The sequence below is a fragment of the Asanoa iriomotensis genome, assembly GCF_016862515.1.
In the GTDB taxonomy this organism is placed as follows: Bacteria; Actinomycetota; Actinomycetes; order Mycobacteriales; family Micromonosporaceae; genus Asanoa; species Asanoa iriomotensis.
Genome location: NZ_BONC01000001.1, coordinates 268,021 through 287,789 on the forward strand (window position 1 = coordinate 268,021; position 19,769 = coordinate 287,789).

At 72.5% G+C, this 19,769-nt stretch carries 16 protein-coding genes and 2 pseudogenes; 9 read left to right on the forward strand and 9 right to left on the reverse strand.

Going from position 1 to position 19,769, the window contains the following annotated elements:
• Positions 1–3 precede the first annotated feature (3 nt).
• Positions 4–765: an ABC transporter ATP-binding protein gene (locus Air01nite_RS01225; protein WP_203699864.1), complete on the reverse strand. Its 762-nt coding sequence runs from the start codon at positions 763–765 to the stop codon at positions 4–6.
• Between the two features lie 111 nt (positions 766–876).
• Between Air01nite_RS01225 and Air01nite_RS01230 the strand changes: the two genes are divergently transcribed.
• Positions 877–1,665, forward strand: coding sequence for an endonuclease/exonuclease/phosphatase family protein (locus Air01nite_RS01230; protein WP_239090422.1), 789 nt, complete (start codon positions 877–879; stop codon positions 1,663–1,665).
• Here Air01nite_RS01230 and Air01nite_RS01235 read toward each other — a convergent pair.
• Both Air01nite_RS01235 and Air01nite_RS01240 read right to left on the reverse strand, forming a co-directional pair.
• A complete protein-coding gene (locus tag Air01nite_RS01235) occupies positions 1,655–2,446 on the reverse strand; it encodes a hypothetical protein (protein WP_203699866.1) in 792 nt (263 codons plus the stop codon). The genes Air01nite_RS01230 and Air01nite_RS01235 overlap by 11 nt on opposite strands.
• A 39-nt stretch (positions 2,447–2,485) precedes the next feature.
• The gene (locus tag Air01nite_RS01240; protein WP_203699867.1) at positions 2,486–3,370 is read right to left on the reverse strand and encodes a fumarylacetoacetate hydrolase family protein; all 885 of its coding nucleotides are present in this window, start codon (positions 3,368–3,370) and stop codon (positions 2,486–2,488) included.
• A gap of 122 nt (positions 3,371–3,492) precedes the next feature.
• Between Air01nite_RS01240 and Air01nite_RS01245 the strand changes: the two genes are divergently transcribed.
• Positions 3,493–4,017 (forward strand): septum formation family protein, encoded by a 525-nt coding sequence (locus Air01nite_RS01245; protein WP_203699868.1) that lies wholly within the window; start codon positions 3,493–3,495, stop codon positions 4,015–4,017.
• A gap of 61 nt (positions 4,018–4,078) precedes the next feature.
• Here the strand turns inward: Air01nite_RS01245 and Air01nite_RS01250 are convergent, their stop codons facing one another.
• Positions 4,079–4,933 (reverse strand): LysR family transcriptional regulator, encoded by an 855-nt coding sequence (locus Air01nite_RS01250; RefSeq protein WP_203699869.1) that lies wholly within the window; start codon positions 4,931–4,933, stop codon positions 4,079–4,081.
• Between the two features lie 68 nt (positions 4,934–5,001).
• Between Air01nite_RS01250 and Air01nite_RS01255 the strand changes: the two genes are divergently transcribed.
• Complete coding sequence (locus Air01nite_RS01255) at positions 5,002–5,850, forward strand: EamA family transporter (protein WP_203699870.1); 849 nt, start codon at positions 5,002–5,004, stop codon at positions 5,848–5,850.
• A 5-nt stretch (positions 5,851–5,855) separates the two neighbouring features.
• Positions 5,856–6,224: a VOC family protein gene (locus Air01nite_RS01260; protein WP_203699871.1), complete on the forward strand. Its 369-nt coding sequence runs from the start codon at positions 5,856–5,858 to the stop codon at positions 6,222–6,224.
• On the opposite strand, the gene Air01nite_RS01265 is transcribed toward Air01nite_RS01260, so the two are convergent.
• Complete coding sequence (locus Air01nite_RS01265; RefSeq protein ID WP_203699872.1) at positions 6,221–9,280, reverse strand: discoidin domain-containing protein; 3,060 nt, start codon at positions 9,278–9,280, stop codon at positions 6,221–6,223. The two genes, Air01nite_RS01260 and Air01nite_RS01265, sit on opposite strands and share 4 nt — an antisense overlap.
• 190 nt (positions 9,281–9,470) lie before the next feature.
• On the opposite strand from Air01nite_RS01265, the gene Air01nite_RS01270 reads away from it, so the two are divergent.
• On the forward strand, positions 9,471–11,237 hold the full coding sequence (locus tag Air01nite_RS01270; protein WP_203699873.1) for a galactose-binding domain-containing protein: 1,767 nt from the start codon (positions 9,471–9,473) through the stop codon (positions 11,235–11,237).
• Positions 11,238–11,280: 43 nt separating this feature from the next.
• On the opposite strand, the gene Air01nite_RS01275 is transcribed toward Air01nite_RS01270, so the two are convergent.
• Entirely contained in the window at positions 11,281–12,171 is an 891-nt protein-coding gene (locus Air01nite_RS01275; RefSeq protein ID WP_203699874.1) for an expansin EXLX1 family cellulose-binding protein, read from the reverse strand.
• A 111-nt stretch (positions 12,172–12,282) separates the two neighbouring features.
• On the reverse strand, positions 12,283–13,818 hold the full coding sequence (locus Air01nite_RS01280; RefSeq protein ID WP_203699875.1) for a DHA2 family efflux MFS transporter permease subunit: 1,536 nt from the start codon (positions 13,816–13,818) through the stop codon (positions 12,283–12,285).
• A gap of 198 nt (positions 13,819–14,016) precedes the next feature.
• On the opposite strand from Air01nite_RS01280, the gene Air01nite_RS01285 reads away from it, so the two are divergent.
• Both Air01nite_RS01285 and Air01nite_RS40925 read left to right on the forward strand, forming a co-directional pair.
• On the forward strand, positions 14,017–14,397 hold the full coding sequence (locus tag Air01nite_RS01285) for a hypothetical protein (RefSeq protein WP_203699876.1): 381 nt from the start codon (positions 14,017–14,019) through the stop codon (positions 14,395–14,397).
• A pseudogene (locus Air01nite_RS40925) lies at positions 14,387–15,070 on the forward strand (caspase family protein); the annotation flags it as partial. The gene Air01nite_RS01285 and the pseudogene Air01nite_RS40925, both read left to right, overlap by 11 nt.
• A 179-nt stretch (positions 15,071–15,249) precedes the next feature.
• Here the strand turns inward: Air01nite_RS40925 and Air01nite_RS01290 are convergent.
• A pseudogene (locus tag Air01nite_RS01290) lies at positions 15,250–17,426 on the reverse strand (MMPL family transporter).
• A 172-nt stretch (positions 17,427–17,598) separates the two neighbouring features.
• Between Air01nite_RS01290 and Air01nite_RS01295 the strand changes: the two are divergent.
• A complete protein-coding gene (locus Air01nite_RS01295; RefSeq protein WP_203699877.1) occupies positions 17,599–18,216 on the forward strand; it encodes a DUF998 domain-containing protein in 618 nt (205 codons plus the stop codon).
• A gap of 219 nt (positions 18,217–18,435) precedes the next feature.
• Positions 18,436–19,203 (forward strand): isocitrate lyase/PEP mutase family protein, encoded by a 768-nt coding sequence (locus tag Air01nite_RS01300; RefSeq protein ID WP_203699878.1) that lies wholly within the window; start codon positions 18,436–18,438, stop codon positions 19,201–19,203.
• Here Air01nite_RS01300 and Air01nite_RS01305 read toward each other — a convergent pair.
• A complete protein-coding gene (locus Air01nite_RS01305; RefSeq protein WP_239090414.1) occupies positions 19,200–19,769 on the reverse strand; it encodes a GNAT family N-acetyltransferase in 570 nt (189 codons plus the stop codon). The two genes, Air01nite_RS01300 and Air01nite_RS01305, sit on opposite strands and share 4 nt — an antisense overlap.

Here is a 19,769-nt window from a genome sequence, read left to right on the forward strand (position 1 = left end):
CGTTCACACCCCCGCCACGGCGACCGCGTCGGTCAGGTGCGCCAGCCGCTCCGCGACGGCGTCCGCGGTGGGCCGGGCCAGGTGGCCGACGATCCGGCCGTCGGCGAGGAAGACCACGGCGCCGGCGTACGCGGCCGCGGCCGGGTCGTGGGTGACCATGACGACCGTCTGGCCGTGGTCGCGCACGGCGGTGGCGAGCAGCGCCAGCACCTCGCGGGCGGCGCGGCTGTCCAGGGCGCCGGTCGGCTCGTCCGCGAAGATCAGCGCCGGCGAGCTCGCCAGCGCGCGGGCGATCGCGACCCGTTGCTGCTGGCCGCCGGAGAGCTGCGCCGGCCGGTGGTGCAGCCGGTCGCCGAGACCGACCTGGGCCAGCAGCGTCGCGCACCGCTTCCGGTCGACGCGCCGGCCGGCGAGCCGCGCCGGCAGCGTCACGTTCTCCAGCGCGGTCAGCGTGGGCAGCAGGTTGAACTGCTGGAAGACGAACCCGATCCGGTCCCGCCGGAACTTCGTGACGGCGGCCTCCCCGCCGGTCGGTATCGGCTGGCCGGCCACCGTCACGCTGCCCGAGGTGGCCCGGTCGAGACCCGCGGCGCACTGCAGGAGCGTGCTCTTGCCCGACCCGGACGGACCCATCACCGCGGTGAACGAGCCGGTCGGCAGGCGCAGCGTCACGCCGTCGAGGGCGGTCACCGGGTTGTCGGCCGTCCCGTAGACCTTGCGTACGTCGTCGAGGCGCAACGCCTCGCGGGCATCCAGGGAACTCATGCCTCGACGCTAGGAAAGCGGACGGCGCGGGTGAATCCGACCGACCCCCGTTGCCGGGGTGGGGTCAGCACCACCGTGCGCGGGTGTGCGACGGTGATCGGTGTGCGGGTGATGACGTGGAACCTGTGGTGGCGGTTCGGCGAGCCGGAGCGACGCCGCGCGGCGATCCTCGCGGTGCTCCGCGAGCAGCAGCCCGATCTGGTCGGCCTGCAGGAGGTCTGGGCCGACGACGACACCAACCTGGCGGGCTGGCTGGCCGACGAGCTCGGCCTGCACTGGGCGTTCGGCGCCGGCAGCGACCAGGAGACCTGGCGGGTCCGCGTCGACGGCGGGCCCGGCCTGCGCAACGGTGTCGCGGTGCTCAGCCGGTGGCCGATCCGCGCCGACAAGGCGTACGACCTGCCCGGTGATCCCAGCCGTGCGGCGCTGAGCGTCCTCGTCGAGGCGCCGCACGCCACGATCCCGCTCGTCACCACGCACCTGAGCGTGCTGTCCGGCTCGGCGGGCCGGATGTCCCAGCTCGACTGGCTGGCGCGGCACGTGGCCGGCCTGCCGCAGGACGGCCACCCGCCGCTGGTCGTCGGCGACTTCAACGCGCTCCCGGACTCCGACGAGCTGCGCCGCTTCGTCGGCGAGCTGACCGTCGGCTTCGTGCCGGACCAGCGGATGATCGACGCGTGGTGGTTCGCGGACCACGGCGACCCGGGCTACACCTGGGACCGGGCCAACCCGCACGCGGCGGCCTGGGTGGTGCCGAGCGGCCGCATCGACTACGTCCACGTGCTGCTGAGCAACCACCGCGCGGGGCGCGTCCTGGCCGTCCACCGCGCCGCCACCGCGACGATCGACGGTGTCTGGCCCAGCGACCACGCCGCGGTGGTGGCCGACCTCAGCGAGTGAACAGCTTCGTGGAACAACCCGGGCCGCCCGGTCGGAGCGCCTTCGGGTCGTAGGCAGGCGCGTGGACCTCACCGTCCGGGGTCTTGACGAGCAGGAAGCACAGGGGCTCCCCGCGTACGCCGACGGCGGCCACGAGCGTGCCCTGCTCGACGGCGGTGTCGGCGAACAGGTAAGGCTCCGGGATCACGCTCAGCACGGATGCTTGGAGGATCTCCGGCGTCGCCGCCCGCAGCGCGGACTCCAGCCGGTTCCGGATGTCGTCGGGCAGCCGCGGCACGGGTGACGGGCGCGGCACCGGCGGGGTGACCGACCGGTCGGGGCAGTCGATCTCGCGTCGGGTCGGCGGGCGGTGGAGCTCCCGTCGGAACCGGTAGCACCGGGTCGCCTGCCCGGCCGAGTGACCCTGAGCGCCGACGGCCGCCGGCACGAACTCACCCACGCGCACGGAGATCCGGACGTCGACGGTGGCCTGCTCGCTGCCCCAGGTCCGGCCGGCCCAACCGAGCGGCGTCAGCTCGGCGGTCCACGGGTCGACGGAGTTCCCACCCGCGTACTCCCGGGGAATTCTGTCGCGGGCGGCGTCCTCGGCCCAGCCGAACCCGGGGCCTTGCCCGAGGTCGGCCCCGACGTCCTGTGCCACCTCTTCGACGTTGTCCCGGGCAACCGCATCGCCGTCGCGGTCACCCAGCTGTCCGCGCACCGCGACGGCGCCCAGCACACACGCCACGACCGTCGCCATGAGACAGACCGACGTCAGCACCACCCGGCGGCCCCCATGCATGCCGCCACGCTATGCGCGGCGCGCGACGGCCCGACTGCGTCAAGGTCGCGATTCGACTTCGATCCCGGGTCGCTGGTGTTCGAAGTGCTCCTTGCCCACGACCACCGGGTTGGTCAGCTCGCCGATGCCGTCGATGGCGATCGTGACCACGTCGGCGGGCTGGAGGGTGAAGTCCATCGCGGGAGCCAGGCCCGTGCCCGTGGAGAGGACCGCGCCGTCCGGGAAGTGGTCGGCGCGGAAGAGGTAGTCGACCAGCTCGGCGAACGGGCGCTTGAGGCGGGCGGTCGACGTCGTGCCGGACCAGACCGCCACGCCGTCGCGGGTCACCCGCACCGCGACCGCGAGGTCGGCACCGTTGACCTCCCACACCGGGCGGATGCCGGCGGACAGGGCGCACGCGCCGGCGTACACCTTGGCCTGTGGGAGGTAGAGGGGGTTCTCGCCCTCGATCGCGCGGGAGCTCATGTCGTTGCAGACCAGGTAGCCGGCGATCTCGCCGAACCGGTTGACGACCAGGGCCAGCTCGGGCTCGGGCACGTCGAGCCCGGAGTCGGCACGGATCGCGACCGGCTCACCGTCGACGACGACCCGCCAGGCGGCGGACTTGAAGAACAGCTCGGGGCGCGCGGCCTCGTACACGCGGCCGTAGATGTCGGCCTCGCTGCTCTCCTCCATCCGCGCCTCCCGCGACCGCAGGTAGGTCACACCCGCGGCCCACACCTCGGTCGCACCGTCGACGGGCGCGAGCAGCCGGGCATCCTCGACGACGTCGCCGGGCGCGCCCAGCAACGCGCGAAGGTCGGCGACCCGCTCCCGCAACAACGCGGCGACGGACGGCACGGGCAGCTCACGCACCACCCCGTCGTCGCGCACGCCGACTCCGGGCGTCCCGTCCTGGCCCCGGCGGTATCTGACGATGTGCATGAGGGGCAGCTTAGGCGGACCGTGCCCGGTAGCCTCCCGCACGTGATCGCCCCGAACCCCGCGGGATGCCGACCTTTCGCTGGAGGCGGAGGCTCGTGAGTGACCCGACCCCCAGTCGGTTTATGGCGGAGCCGCCGCGCCGGATCCCCGCCCCGCTGCCCGTCGAGGACGGCTATGTGCCGCCCGAGAAGTCCAAGCGAGGGATGCGGATCTTCCTGGTCGCGCTGGGCGCCGTCCTGCTGGCGTGCGGCGGTGCGCTCGCCTGGTCGGCGGCCAACCGTAGCGAGCCGCCGCGAAACGTGGAACGGCTCGGCGAGCTCGGGATCGGCACGTGCTTCGACTGGTCCGAGCACGAGGGATCCATGAACGTGCCGGTGGTGAACTGCAACCGTCCGCACGACGCCCAGGTGATGGCGCGGCACATCGTCGACGACCGGGCCGCGTGGCCGGGCGAGGCCTGGTTCGAGGAGGAGTACGGGCCGCGGTGCGAGCGCACGCTGCGGAACTACGCGCCCGACGCGTACGACGACCCGGCGATCGAGGTCGGCTGGGTCGCCACGGACGAGGTCGGCTGGCGGCAGGGCCACCGGTGGGTGTCCTGCGTCGCCGGCGACTCGGTCAACAAGCGGTCCGAGCCGCTCCACTGAGAGGACGCCAACAGGCGACCCGACGCGCAAGCGGACCGGTTCGCTGCGCTGACGGGCGGTGTCAACCCAGGCAGATCTCGCGGGTGAGGGCGAGCAGGTCCGCGACGGCCGGGTGGCTCGGCGGCTCGCGCCAGGCGAGGTGGACGGTGACGTCCGGCGCGTCGGTGAGCGGCACGTAGGCGACCGCCGGGTGCGGGTGCATCGCGGCGGTGGCCGTGGTGGTCACGCCCACGGCGCGGCCGGCGGTGATGGCGGCCAGCCAGTCGTCGGTGTTGGCGACCTCCACGGCGGCGGCTGGGATCCGGTCCGGCGGCCACAGTTCCAGGGTCGTCGTGCCGCTGCGGGTGTTGACCGCGATGGGTTGGTCGGCGAGGTCCGCCAGGCGGAGCGCGGCCCGGGCGGCGAGGGCACTGTCGACCGGGACGGCGGCCACCCGCGGCTCCCTCAGGACCGACTCGACCACGACGTCGGGCAGGTCGACCGGGCCCCGCAGGATCGCGACGTCGACCCGGCCCCGGGCGAGGCCCGCGTCGCGCTCGTCGACGCGCAGCAACTCCAGGGGTGTCTCCGGGTGTGCCCGCGGCCACCGGCGCAGCAGCGTCGTGGTGTGCTCGCCCAGCGCCGACCAGGCGTGGCCGAGGCGCAGCGGCCAGGTGCCGGCCCGGGTGGGGTCGAGCACCTCGTCGACCCCGGCGACCGCGGCGGCGGCCCGGTCCCGGAAGGCGATCCCGGCGGCGGTCAGCCGGAGGTGGTGGGTGGAGCGGTCGACCAGCCGGACGTTGAGGTGGGCCTCCAACTGCCGCAGCGTGCGGGACAGCGCGGGCTGCGTCAGGTGCAGACGTGCGGCGGCGCGGGTGATCGTGCCCTCCTCGGCGATCGCGAGGAAGGCACGCAGGTGCCGCAGGTCGGCGGTCATAACTGCGAAGCATAACCGCAGCCAAACCGGCATTTCCGGGCCCGCCGGCCGGCACCTAGCGTCGAGGCGTGACCCTGGTGCTCGCCGGCGCGCTGTCCGTGCAGTTCGGCAGCGCGGTGGCCGCGCTGTTGTTCCCCCGCGCGGGCGTTGCCGGGGTGGTGACGCTGCGACTGTCCATCGCCGCCGTGGTGCTGCTGGCGGTCTGCCGCCCGCGCCTGCACGGCCGCACCCGGGGCGACTGGGTGCTGGCCGGTGCGTTCGGTGTGGCGCTGGCCGGCATGAACACGCTCTTCTACCAGGCGATCGACCGCATTCCGCTCGGCCTGGCGGTCACCCTCGAGGTGCTCGGCCCGCTGGTGCTGTCGGTCGCGACCGCCCGCCGGGCCGCGAGTTGGGCCTGGGCGGGCCTGGCGCTCGCCGGCGTCGCCCTGCTCGGCCGCGCCGGCCTGGGCCGGCTGGACGCGGCCGGGGTCGCCTTCGCCCTCGGCGCGGCCGCCATGTGGGCCGCGTACATCGTGCTCAGCGCCCGTGTCGGCGCCCGGTTCGCGAAACTCGACGGCCTGGCCCTGGCCATGACCGTCGCCGCCGTCCTGACGTTGCCGCTCGGCGTCACAGCGCCCCTGCTGCATCCACCGGTCCTGGCCCTGGGCGGGGCGGTGGCGGTGCTCTCGTCCCTCCTGCCGTACACGCTCGAACTGACCGCCCTGCGGCGGATGCCGACGACGACCTTCGCCGTGCTGATGAGCCTGGGCCCGGCGATCGCCGCGCTCGCCGGCTACCTGGTCCTCGGCCAGCGGCTCACCCTCACCGACGGGCTGGCCGTCGCGCTCGTCGTCGCCGCCAGCGCCGGAGCCGTCCATACCCCGAGGGCGGTACGTGTGTCCGGTTGCGACCCTGCGTCACCCCTGGTGAGCTGAGAGGCATGTCGGTTGGTGCGGTGTCGCAGATCCACGTCAGTGTGAGCGAGCTCGAGCGGTCGGTCCGGTTCTATCGGGACGTGCTCGGCGTGCCCTTCGTGTTCGACGTGCCGGGGCAGTCGATGGCGTTCTTCCAGAGCGGCGACGTCCGCCTCTACCTCGGCGTGCCCGAGTCCGAGGCGTTCGCCAGCAAGGTGACGCTCTACTTCACCGTCGACGATCTCGACGCGGAGCGCGAGCGGCTCGTCAAGGAAGGGGTCTCCTTCCTCGACGAGCCGCATGTCGTGCACCGGGACGGGAACGGCGAGCTGTGGATGACGTTCTTCCGTGACCCGGACGGGCACAACCTCGCTCTCACACAGACGAAGAGCTAGAACCCGGTGCGCCCCGCTCCGTACTGGTAGAGCGGGTTGCCCGTCGGCGTCGGCTGCTGGCCCGCGTCGATCTGGGCCCGCAGCGTGGTGCGCTGCGCGGCCGTCGCGCCGAGGTCGTAGGGCAGGTCCCAGGCCTCCGTCGCGTCGGCCAGCACGTCGCTGCCACCTGGGCGGAGCACGTCGGCCAGGCTGCGCGGCAGTTGCCACGGCAGCTTGCCGGTCGGCGCGTAGTCACCGAACAGCAGGCTGGCCAGCGCCGGGCCCATCTCCTCGCCACCGCGGTAGGTGACCACGATCGCGTTCGCGAGGTCGTTCCATTCAGTGATCACGTACGGGCGGGGCATGACCAGGGCGACCACCACCGGGATGCCCCGGGCGCGGAAGTTCTGGATCAGCGCGAGCTGGTCCGGCGGCAGGTACGGCTGCTCCTTCACCCACTGCGTCCCGTGCGTGTAGGAGCCCTCCCCGACCGCGACGATCGCGACCTTCGGGTTGGGCGCGTCACCGGACACCACGTTGACACCGGCGGTGGCGCCGCGGGCCCGGATGGCGTCCAGCATGGTCAACGAGCCGTACTCCTGGTGGAAGTAGCTCGTCCAGATGCAGCACGCCGACGTGTCGGTCGCCCGCGGACCGGCGACCACGACGGTGTCACCGGCGTTCAGCCGCAGTGGCAGCACCGCGCCGTCGTTCTTCAGCAGGGTCATCGCCTCGCGCGACGCCTGGTTGGCGAGCGCCGTGTAGGACGGCTGGTGCATCCGGTACGGGCCGTTGACCGGGTCGCCGTACGGGTTCTCGAAGATCCCGAGCTGGAACTTGATCCGCAGCACCCGGCGGACGGCGTCGTCGATCCGGGCCGCCGGCACGCCCGCGATGAACGACGACATCGTGAAGCCCACGGCACCCGGGTCGGCGCCGCCCATCACGTCGGAGCCGGCCCGCGCCGCGCCGATCCAGGAACCCCAGGGCAGCCAGTCCGTGGTGATCAGGCCCTGGTAGCCGAGGTTCTGCCGCAGGTACGCCAGGATCGGCGCGCTGTCGCCCGCACCCGGGCCGCCCGGGTCCAGGAAGGACGAACCCGCATACCCCGGCATGATGTTGACCGCGCCGGCCTCCATCGCCGCCCGGAACGGGATCATGTGGTACTTGATGGTGACGCCGTCGTACACGATCAGCGCCTCGCCGCCCGCGCCCTCGCCCGGCCAGTGCTTGACGGTCGCCAGCACCGAGCGCGGGTTGAGCTCCGGGCCGCCCTGCAGGCCGGCGACCAGGGCCCGCACCTGCGCCGCGGCCACGGCGGCGTTCTCGCCGTTGCCCTCCTGGATGCGCGGGTAGAGGACCTTGGTGCCGACCTCGGCCAGCGGGCCGAGCACGCCGCGGGTGCCGACCTCCAACTGCTCCCGGCGCTGCATGTCGCCGAGCTTGTACTGGAGCGCGTAGTCGCGGCCCGCGGCGAGCGCGCTCTGCGTCGGGTACGTGGTCTGGTAGCCGTGGATCGTGTCGCCGGCCGAGACGAACGGGATGCCGAGCCGGGTGCCCGACGACCCGAGCAGCGCGGCGTGCAGGTCGGCCGCGCCGGCCGGGCCGAAGTGCCAGCCCGAGCGCGGGAACGCCTGCGCGTTGTAGAACATCTGGTAGGCCTTCTCCTCGGCCGTCATCCGGCCCAGGAGGTCGTTGACCCGGGTCTCGACCGGCTGGCGCCAGTCCTCGTAGGGTGCGATCGTGCCGTTGCGGTCGAGGTCGCGGGCGCCGGCCACGATGCCGATCCCGTCGGCGACGGTCTCCAAGGTGGGCACGTAGACGCTGAAGCGACGGATGCTGCTGGTGGCTCCGTTCGCCGTGACGTACCACTTGTAGGTCCAACGATCGGCAAGATCCCAGCTCGGCGTGTACGACGTGCCGGTGACCTCGGCGACCCGGGTGTAGAGGTCGATCAGGTTGCCGGACGCGGCGAAGTCGTAGTCGGTCCGGCTGACGTTGATCCAGACCTGGTAGCGGGTCGCGCCGGAGACCGCCGCCCACGACAGGGCCGGGCGCCGGGTGGTGGTGACCATCGCGCCGTCAGCCGGTGTGTTGAGCGCGAACTGCCCGGTGGTCGCCGGCGGCCGGGTCGGCCCGGAGAGCAGCGGCGGGCTGGTAGCGCTGTTGTCGACGGTGCCGAAGACCTGCAGCTCCCACAGCGAATAGCCGTAACCCGTGGCGCGGGCGGTCCCGTACAGCCGCAGGAACCGGCCGGTGGCGGTGACCGCGAGCCGCTCGACGCCGCCGCGGCCGGCGGCGGTGCTGTACACGGTGGTCCAGGCGTTGCCGTCATTCGAGGTTTCCAGGCGGTACGCGGACGCGTACGCGCTCTCCCAGTTGAGCACGACCTGGTTGACGCTGGCCGTGCCGCCGAAGTCGACGCTGATCCACTGTGGATCGCTGAACTGGCTCGACCAGCGGGTGGTGGTGCGCCCGTCGACGGCGGCGGCCGGTGCGTTGCCACCCTCGTACGACGACGCGTTGACAGTCTTGAACGCCGAGATCGGCGTGCCGCCGGCCGGCGGCGGGTCGGTGGGCGGCACGCCGCCGATGGTCCCGAAGATCCGGAACTCCCAGAGCGAGTAGCCCCAGCCGGTGGTCCGGGCGGTGCCGTACATGCGGACGTAGCGCCCGGAGCCGGTGACCGCCAGGGTCTGCGTGCCGCCGGTCGCGGTGGTGGTCGAGTAGATCGTGGTCCAGGGCCCGGTCGCGGCGGCCGCGACCTGGATCTGGAACGCGGACGCGGCGGCCGCCTCCCAGACGAGCTCGACCTGGTCGATCGCGGCGGTGGCGCCGAGGTCGACCTGCAGCCACTGCGGGTCGGCGAACGCGCTGGACCAGCGGGTCCCGGCGTTGCCGTCGACGGCGGCCGAGGCGGGGGTGCCGGCGTTCTCGGTCGACGAGGCGGTGGCGGTCTTGCCCTGTGAGATCAGGGGGCCGGCGGCGGCGGCCGGGCTGGCGAACAGGCCGCCGGCGATGAGCAGCGTGAGGATCGCGCCGGCGACGAGCGCGCGGCGGCGGGGTGGGGCTGGCATGTGCACTCCAATACGGGGACGGACGACGTTGGAGAGCGCTCTCCAACAGAGTCACGACTCAGCGCGCGCCAGTCAAGGGGACGAATATTCGCCGTAGTCGAATTGGTTCTTGACAACCTCGCCGCGTGGGACGAACGTCTCCGCCTGAGAGCGCTCTCTCACCCCTGCTTCCGTCCCCGCAGGAGTCCAGATGCCCTACGCCCCGTCCCGCCGCCGCGCCGCGCTCGCCGTGGCCGCCGCGGTCACCCTCCTCACCGGACTGTTCGTGGTGACCTCCCGGTCGCCCGCGGACGCCGCCCTGGTCCTGGTCTCCCAGGGCAAGCCGGCGACGGCCTCCTCGACCGAGAACGCGGCCTCGCCCGCGTCGGCCGCGGTCGACGGCAACACCGGCACCCGCTGGTCCAGCGCGTTCGCCGACCCGCAGTGGATCCAGGTCGACCTCGGCTCGACCACCCAGGTCGCCCAGGTCACGCTGCAGTGGGAGGCCGCATACGCGCGCGCCTTCCAGCTCCAGGTCGCTGCGGCGGCCGGCGGGCCGTGGACCACGATCTACTCGACCACCACCGCTACCGGCGGGACCCAGACCTTGGCGGTCACCGGCTCCGGGCGCTATGTCCGGATGAACGGCACCGCGCGCGGCACGCCCTACGGGTACTCGCTCTGGGAGTTCCAGGTCTACGGCCTGATCGACACCGGCGGCGGGTGCAGCGGCAACGCGGCGCTGAACCGGCCCGCGGCGGCCTCGACGGTCGAGAACGCCACGATGCCCGCCTCGGCCGCGTTCGACGGCAACGGCGCGACCCGGTGGTCCAGCGCGTTCGCCGACCCGCAGTGGATCCGGGTCGACCTGGGCAGCACGCAGACGCTCTGCGAGGTGGTGCTGCAGTGGGAGCCCGCATATGCGCGTGCGTTCCAGATCCAGGTCTCGGCCGGGCCCGACGGTCCATGGCAGACGGTCTACTCGACCACGACCGGCACCGGCGGCACGCAGACGCTCGCGGTCAGCGGGTCCGGCCGCTATGTGCGGATGAACGGCACGGCGCGGGCCACGGCGTACGGGTACTCGCTGTGGGAGTTCGTCGTGCGCACCACGGGTGGTGGGCCGACCCCGCCGCCGACGACGAACCCGCCTCCCACCGGCGGCTTCTGGGGCGACACCTCGTCGATCCCGGCCGCGCAGAACGTGGTCATGGTCAAGATCCTCAACCGGACCAACGGCCGCTACCCGGACAGCCAGGTCTACTGGAGCTACAACGGGCAGGTGCACTCGATCGCCGAGCAGCCGTACTTCGACATGCCGGCGAACACGGCCGGGCGGATGTACTTCCACCTCGGTTCGCCGACGAGTGAGTACAACGACTTCATCGAGTTCACCGTCGGGCCGTCCGTGTTCAACGGCAACACCACCCGGGTCGACGCGTTCGCGCTGAAGCTCGCGATGCGGCTGCACGCCCGCGACGGCTACGACGTGGCGGTCGGCGAGACCGAGGCGACGTTCGCCGAGTCGCGGGAGGTGACGTTCCAGCGGTTCTCGGACGCGATGCCGGCGGAGTTCAAGCACCTGGCCACGATCCAGGCGCCGTACCGGATCCCGTCACCGGGCAACTCGCCGCAGTTCCGCGCCGGCGGTGTCTACCAGAACTACATGAGCACCTACGCGTCGCAGAACGGCCTCGCGGCGTCCACATCGGACATCTTCGGCTGCGCCGGACCGTTGGCCAACAACGCGGCCGGCTGTGCGGCCCTGAACCGGCACGTGGCGCACCTGCCGCAGGCGCAGTGGTCCAACCCGGCGAACTTCTACCAGGCCGCACCGGCCAACTACTACTCGAAGTTCTGGCACGACCGGGCGATCAACAACCTGTCGTACGGCTTCCCGTACGACGACTACGCGGAACAGTCCTCGTTCGTCTCCCACGGCGGCCCGCAGTGGCTGCTGGTGGCCGTGGGCTGGTGACCGAACGCGGCGGCGACCCGGACCGCCCGGCGGTCCGGGTCGCTCAGCCGCAACGGCTGCCGAGGCCTACGTCGGTGTTGGTCAGGATCGCGGCTTCGGTGAGCGGTGCGGCCGCCGGTGGCGTGGTCGCCGCGGCGGTCGGCGTCGGGCTGGCCGAGGCGGTCGGGGTGGGCGTCGGCTTCTTCGACGGTGTCCTCTTCGACTCCGGCGCCGGGGCGCCGGCGCCGCCGAGGCGTACACCCGAGGTCTGTGTCGTGCCCGGGGCGAGCTTGATGTTCGTCGCGGTGGCGGTGCGGCCGCGGACGTCGGTGACCCGGATGCTGTAGGGACCCGAGCCGATGCCGCTGTCGATCAGCCAGTAGTTGTAGGGCTCGCGCTGCGCGGTCTGCCAGCCGTCGCCCGGGCCCTTGGCCTCGACCTTGCGCAGCGCGTTGCCCGTGTTGTCGACCAGCACCGCGAACCAGTACTGGCTCGCGCCCTCCTTGATGCGGAACGTCAGGTTGGGCGTGCGCGGGCTGGCCACCGTCGTGTAGGTGACCGGGATGATGCCGTCGACCGGGTCGCCGATCTTCGCGAACGCCTCGCGGCTCAGGTCGATGTGGCCGCTCTCGCACGGCGGGCACTGGTCGACGACCTTGACGCGGACGCTGCCGTTGGGACCCTTGACGTCGAGGTAACCGCCGCATTGGGCGCCGTCGGCGTACTCCGCCGGCGAGAGGGCCACGAACAGCCGGTCCTCGGGCGGGCTCGGGTAGGAGCAGTTGCCCCCGTTGTCGGTGTAGAAGGTCGCCTTGCCGGTCGTCGCCCGGGCCGCGGACACCTCGGCCGCGCAGGCCGAGCCCGCGCCGCGGAGCGCGAACGCGCCCGTCAGGAGGGACGCGACGACAACCGCGCCCCCCGCGATCCACCAGCGCCGTTGCAATGCTCCGGTCACGGCGACCGATCCTGCCGTACGCGGGCCGAACGCACCAAACGTGAGATCAGCCGCGCGGCGTAGCCCGGCCGGACGGATCCGTGGACCCGTCCGGCTGAGTGGGCCGCGACGTCAGTGCATACCGACCGGCACGGCGAGCGCCTCGTCCGGCGTGTCGGCCGCCTTCTCGATCCGGCGGCGGGGCAGGAACAGCGCCGGCACCAGGCAGAGCGCGAGCAGCACGACCGCGACCAGCCACGTGTTGCCGAACGCGCCGGCGAGCGACGCCTGGCCCGCGGTGAGCACCTCCCGCGGCACCTCGCTGGCCGGCACCCGGCCCTGGGTGACCGCGCTGTAGGCGGTGGCCTCCGCGCTGTCGAGCACCTGGTTGGTGAGGATCACCGACATCACCGCGGTGCCGATCGAGCCGGCGGTCTGCTGGATGATGTTCATCATCGTCGAGCCGCGGGCCACCTGCTGGTGGGTCAGCGACGCGAGTGCGGCCGACATGATCGGCATCATCGTCATGCCCATGCCGAGGCCGCTGACGAACAACGAGCCGAGCAGCAGCGGGTACGACGACTCCGGGGTCACCTGGGTGAACGTGGCCATGCCGAGCGCGATCAGCAGGAGACCGGGCAGCACCAGCTTGCCGGGGCCGATCTTGTCGGTGAGCCGGCCGGCGACCGGCATGGTGACCATCGCGCCGAGACCCTGTGGCGCGAGCAGCAGGCCGGCGGTGAGCGTCGACTCGCCGCGCACCTGCAGGAAGTAGCTGGGGAACAGCAGCATCGCGCCCATGAACGCGACCGTGAAGAGGGTCAGCGTGACCGTGGAGACGGTCAGGTTGCGGTTCTTGAACAGCCCCAGGTCGATCAGGGCGTGCTCCTTGCGCAGCGCGTGCAGCACGAAGGCGACCAGCAGCACCAGGCCGACGATCGCCGGCAGCAGCACCCGGCTCGCGGCGATCGTGCCCTTCTCCGGGATCGACGAGACGCCGAAGAGGAACAGCGCGAGGCCCGGCGAGAGCAGCAGCATGCCGAGGAAGTCGAAGGACTCGGACGGGTGCGGCTCGTCCTTGGGCAGGATCCGCAGCGCCAGGACGAAGGCCACGATGCCGATCGGCACGTTGATCAGGAAGATCCAGTGCCAGCTCGCGGTGTCGACCAGCCAGCCGCCGAGGATCGGGCCGCCGATGGGGCCGAGCAGCATCGGCACGCCCAGCACGGCCATCACCCGGCCGACCCGGTCGGGGCCGGCGGCACGGGTCATGATCGTCATGCCGAGCGGCATCAGCATGCCGCCGCCGAGACCCTGCAGCGCGCGGAACACGATCAGCGGACCGATGTCCCAGGCGACGCTGCACAGCGCCGAGCCACCGACGAAGAGCACGAGGGAGAGCAGGTAGAGCCGCTTCGTGCCGAACCGGTCCGCGGCCCACCCGGTGATCGGGATGACGGTCGCCAGGGCCAGCGTGTATGCCGTCATCGTCCAGGCGACGTCGGCGTAGCTGGCGTTGAACTCGCGTTGGAACGTCGGCAGCGCGACGCTGACCACGGTGATGTCGAGGATCGACATGATGGCGCCGAGCACCACCACGCCGGCGACCTTCAGCACACCGCTGTCGAGCTTGTCCGACCCAGCCGCGGGTGCGGCCTGCGTTGTCATGCCCGATTCCCCCCATATCGACGGGCCCCCATCGAGGGCGAGATGATGTTCTCAGACAGACGTACGAGTCCTGAAACGAATTTCACGTTGGGTGACGGTCCTCACGTTTCGACCGCCATTTACGTCCACAATTGACACGATCAGTCCGCTTACTCACCGTCATCGATCCGATGCGCCGCGTACCGGTACGCTGTCCCGATGGCCCACCCGCTGCGGATCCGGCTCGATATCAGCGCCGATGCCGACGACGACGTGCTGGACCGCATGGCCGGCGACCTCCGCGCCGAGTTGCTCGAGCTCGACGTCGACTCGGTCGACCGGGCGGGCGACGGCCCGTTGCCCGCCAACGCCAAGGCCGGCGAGGTGCTCACCGCCGGCGCCCTGCTGCTCGCCGTGGCGCCCGGCGTCGTCGAGGGCGCGATGGCGATCCTCGCGTCCTGGCTGTCCCGCCAGCCGCGCGACGTCGAGGTCGAGATCGACGGGCAGCGCTTCTCGGGCACGGTCACCCGCGAGCAGCGCGCGGCCCTCGTCGCGGCCTACCTCGCCCGGGTAGGCCCGCCGCCCGCCGATGGCCGCTAGCCAGTTCCGGACGGCGCCGCCGCTGCGGGCGGGGCCGCGGCGGGCGCTGGTCGTCGCCACCACCGACTACGCCGACAGCACACTGCGCAAGCTGCGCTCACCGGCGCAGGACGCTGCCGACCTCCTCGCCGTGCTGGCGGACCCGGCCATCGGCGGGTTCGACGTCACCGTGTTGGCGAACCCGTCGGCCGGCGAGTTGCGCGGCGCCATCGCCGACTTCACCGCTGACTGCGGCCGCGACGACCTGGCCCTGGTCTACCTGTCCTGCCACGGCCTGCTCGACGCGCGCCGGCGGCTCTGGTTCGCCGCCACCGACACGGTCAAGGCCCGCCTGGCGGGCACCGGCGTCGACGCGACCTGGCTGATGGACCGCATGTCCGACTGCCGGGCGCGCCAGCAGCTCGTGATCCTGGACTGCTGCTTCAGCGGCGCCTTCGCCCAGGGCGCCAAGGGCGACGACGACGCCGCGCTGGAGTCCCGGCTCAAGGCCCGCGGCACGGTGGTGCTGACGGCCTCGGGCGCCACCGAATACTCCTTCGAGGGCGACCCGCTGGCCGGCGAGCCGCAATCGTCGGTGTTCACCGCCGCCCTGGTCGAGGGCCTGCGCACCGGCGCCGCCGACACCGACGACGACGGCCTCATCTCGGTCGACGACGCCTATTTCTTCGTGCACGACCAGGTGGCGGGCACGGGCCAGACGCCGCGGCGCTGGTCCGTCGACGCGTCGGGACGCATGATCCTGGCGCGCAACCCGGCCGGGGTGCGGGTCACGCCCGCGGCGATCCCGCCCGACCTACGCGCCCTGCTCGACCATCCGCGCCCGGGCAACGACGACGCCGCCCGAGGGATGACTCACCGGGGCGTGGCGCCGGCCAGCTCGGGTTCGGCGGCGGTCTCGTCGAGGTGGCGGCGGAGGTTCGCGCCTTCCAGGTCCACGTCGGGCAGGGCGCGGTCGAGCCAGCGCGGCAGCCACCATGCCGCGCGGCCCAGCAGGGACATCACCGCCGGGACCAGGGTCATCCGGACCACGAAGGCGTCGATCGCGACGCCGATCGCGAGCGCGAAGCCCATCGACTTGATCACCGGGTCGTCGAGCAGGACGAAGCCCGCGAACACGGCCGTCATGATCAGGGCGGCCGCGGTGACCACCCGGGCGCCGTGGCCCATGCCGTTGACGGTGGCGCGGGTCGGCGGGTCGCCGTGCACGAAGTCCTCGCGCATCCGGGACACCAGGAACACCTCGTAGTCCATCGCCAGGCCGAACAGGATGCCGATCAGCAGGATCGGCAGGAAGCTGACCAGCGGGCCGGGCGTGTCGAGGCCGACGAGCCCGGCCAGGTGCCCCTCCTGGAACACCAGCGTGGTCAGCCCGAACGTCGCCCCGACGGTGAGCAGGAAGCCCAGCGCGGCCTTGACCGGCACCAGGATCGACCGGAACACCACCGCCAGGAGCAGGACCGACAGGCCGACGACCAGCAGGAGGTACGTGGGCAGCGCGCTGGACAGCTTCGACGACACGTCGATGCCGACCGCGGTCTGTCCCGTCAGCGCGATGTCGGCGCCGGCCACCGACCGGGCGCGGTCGCGGACCTCGTGCACCAGCGTCTCCGTCGCCGGGTCCGTCGGCCCGGTCTTCGGCAGCACGCCCAGCAACGCCGTACGCCCGTCGCCGCTCAGGTTCGGCGGCGTCACGGCCAGCAGGTCGGGCGTACCCGCCAGCCGGTCCGAGGCCTCGGCCACCGCGGCGGTCGTGGCGGCCGCGCTGTCGGTGCTGACGACCAGCGCGAGCCGCCCGGTGAAACCCGGCCCGAAGCCCTCCGTGATCAGGTCGTTGGCGTCCCGGGTGGGGCTGCCCACCGGCGCCGTGCTCGCGTCGGGCAACGCGAGCCGCATGTCCAGGGCCGGCAGGGCCAGCGCGCCCAGCCCGAGCACCCCGACGAGCAGCAGCGGCACCCGCAGCCGGATCACGCGGCGGGCCCAGCGGAAGCCGCCCGGCTCGCGGCGCTGCCGACGCGGCCGGCCCGCTCGGCGCGGCAGCACCCGACGGCCCGCGAAGCCGAGCAGCGCCGGCAGCAGCGTGACCGCGACGAGCACGGCGACCGCGACCGTGCCGGCGGCGGCCAGGCCCATCACGGTCAGGAACGGGATGCCGACCAGCGCCAGCCCGGCCAGCGCGATCACCACCGTGCCACCGGCGAACAGCACGGCGGAGCCGGCGGTGCCCAACGCCCGCCCGGCGGCGTCGTCGAGCGCGAGCCCGTCCCGGACGTGCTGGCGGTAGCGGGACGTGATGAACAGCGAGTAGTCGATGCCGACGGCCAGCCCGAGCATCAGCGCGAGGATCGGGGCGGTGCTGGTCAGCCCCACGACGCCGCTGAGCGCGAACAGCCCGGCCATGCCCGCGCCGACGCCGATGAGCGCGGTCAGCATGGTCATCCCGGCGGCCACCAGCGAGCCGAGCGTGACCACCAGGACGGCGAGCGCGACCAGCACCCCGATCCCCTCGGTGCCGCCGATCTCCGGCTGGTTGTGCATGACCTCGCCGCCGTGCTCGACCCGCAGCCCGGCGCGTTCGGCCGCGGCTCCGGTGTGCGCGTACGCGTCGCGCTGCGCGTCGGTGATCGCGTCGTCCCGCTCCCGGAACTGCACCTGGACGAGCACGTGCCGGTTGTCCGGGGAGATGGCCCCACTCGGTAGGGGTCGACGGCGGCGACGGCGCCGGGCAGCGCGCCTGCCTCCTTGACGACGTCGGCGACGGCGGCCTGTGCGTCCGCGTCCCGCAGGGTCCGGCCGGGCGGCGCCGCGATCACGATGGTGCCGGTGGTCCCGCTCGCCTCGGGGAACTCACGGCTCAGCGCGTCGATGGCCCGCTGCGACTCGGTCCCCGGCATCGTGAAGTCACTGGAGCTCGGCTTCATGAAGGCGGCGGCCGCGGCGCCGAGCGCCACGAGCACGACGAGCCAGAGCGCGACGACGATCCGGCGCCGGCGAAACGAGCCGCGGCCGAGGCGATAGAGGACGGTGGCCATGTCTCCCTCTGGACAAATGGGGGCGAGCTGCCACGGACCTTTCCCGACGAACCTGATTATCGGCTCCCAGCTTGCGGCAGATGTGAGGAACGTCCTAATCGGAGACCGGGAGTGATCACCTGACTACCGAAATCTCCCCTTAGAAATCGAAAAATCATGCCAAACTGGCGCGGTGCGACCGGTGCCGTGGTGGGCCGTGATCTCGGCGATCCTGGCCACGATCTTCCTGCTTGGTGGGCTCGTGCTGGCCACCGCACGCCAGAGCGCCAGCTACAACTCGGTCCGCGACACGATCAGCTACCTCGGCGGAGTCGGCGCCACCGACCGCTGGATCATGGTGATCGGCCTGATCGGCATGGGCTCCTGCTACATCCTGGTCGGCATCGGCCTGCGCCCGGCGTTCATCATGGGCCGCGTCGCACTGGTCATCGGCGGCACCCTCTCCCTGGCCTCGGCCTTCTTCCCCCAACCAGCGGTCGGCAACTCAGCGATCCACGGCGTGCTCGCCGGCGCGGGCTTCGTGGCCCTGGCCGTCTGGCCGGCGTTCGCGTTCCGCATGGAGCCCGAGGCCCCGTGGTCGCTCCGCCCGACCGCGTCCTTGGCAGCCACGGGCGTGATGATCGCGCTCCTGTTCTGGTTCGCCACGGAACTCTTCAACCGCGGCGACCAGATAGGCCTGACGGAACGCTTCCTCGCCGCCGCGGAGTCCCTCTGGCCGGTCATCGTGGTGATCAACGCCCGCCAGATCAAACCGGCCTTCGCCGAGGTCGTACCCGACAAGCCCGGCTAACACCGACCGCACCACCCAGAAATCCCCCAAACCCGCCGAAGGCACCCCTCCCCGAAGTAGGCGCTCTCGACGCTTTGCTCTGCTCACACATACGCACCACCCCCGCTGAGCTGTGGTGCGTATGTGTAAGCAGAGCAAAGCCTGCGGCGCTGGGTTCGGAGGGTGGGTCGCGGTCAATGCGGCCGCGCTGGTCGGGCCGGAGCGGTAGCGTCAGGCGGCATGACGTTCCGTGAGCTGCATGACGGCGCGCTTCCACTGCTCCTGCCCAACGCTTGGGACGTGTCCTCGGCCATCGCGTTCTTCGAGGCCGGGTTTCCCGCCGTCGGCACCACCAGCTTCGGTGTGGCGGCTGCCGGCGGCGTGCCGGACGGTCGCGGTAGCACCCGGGAGTCGACCCGTGCGCTCGCCCATGCGCTCGCGCGGCTGCCCGTGTACCTCTCCGTCGACGTCGAGGACGGGTACTCCGACGATCCCGACGAGGTCGCCGAATACGTCGCGAGCCTCGGCGTCGCCGGCGTCAACATCGAGGACAGCACTCAGGGGCGGCTCGTCGAGCCGGCCGCGCACGCCGCGAAGGTGGCCGCGGTCAAAGCGCGCAATCCCGACGTGTACGTCAACGCCCGCGCCGACACCTACTGGCTCCGTCAGGACGCCACGCTCTCCGCGACCCTCGAGCGCGCCGCGGCCTACGTCGAGGCCGGCGCCGACGGTGTCTTCGTGCCCGGCGTGACCAAGCCCGACGAGTTGCGCGAGCTGGCGGTCAACGTCCCGGTGCCCGTCAACGTGCTGGTGATCCCCGAGCTGACCCTGCCGCACCTGGCCGACCTCGGGATCCGGCGGGTCAGCACCGGGTCACTGCCCTACCGCGCCGCGCTCGACACCGCCGTCGCCGTGGCGACCGCCGTCCGCGACGGGCAGGTGCCGCCCACCGCGACGCCGTACCCGGTGCATCAGGAACGGCTTCTGAAATACACCCGCGGCGACTAGTCCGTGGCCAGGCGGGCATGCAGGTGCATGTCGTGCCAGCCGTCGGTGTGTCTGGCCTCCGCGCGCTTCGTGCCCTCCAGGGCGAAGCCCGACCGCGTGGCCACCGCGCACGAGGCCGGGTTCGCCGTCGAGTGGCACACCTCGATCCGGTGCAGGCCCAGCGAACCGAACGACCAGTCCGTCAGCGCCCCCAGCGCCCGGCCCGCGATGCCGGCGCCGCAGGCGGTCGGGAGCACCCAGTACGACACCTCGGCCAGCCCGCCGGCCAGGTCGATCCGGCGCAGGCTGATCTGGCCGACCACCGCACCCGCCGACTCGACCGCGAAGCCGGCGCCGCTCTCCCCGCTCCACCGGCCCGGCCACGACTGGATCCAGGCGTCCGCCTCCAGGGCGGTCATCGAACGGCAGTGCCAGTGCTGGATGTCCGGGTCGGCGTACGCGCTGAGCACCGTCGCGCGGTCATCCGGACGCCAGGGGCGTAACCGGACACCGTTCGCGTCGATCGAGGGCTGAGCTGCCGCGGCCATCGCGCCGGGCGGCACCGCGGGTTGAGCGAGGGAAGGCAC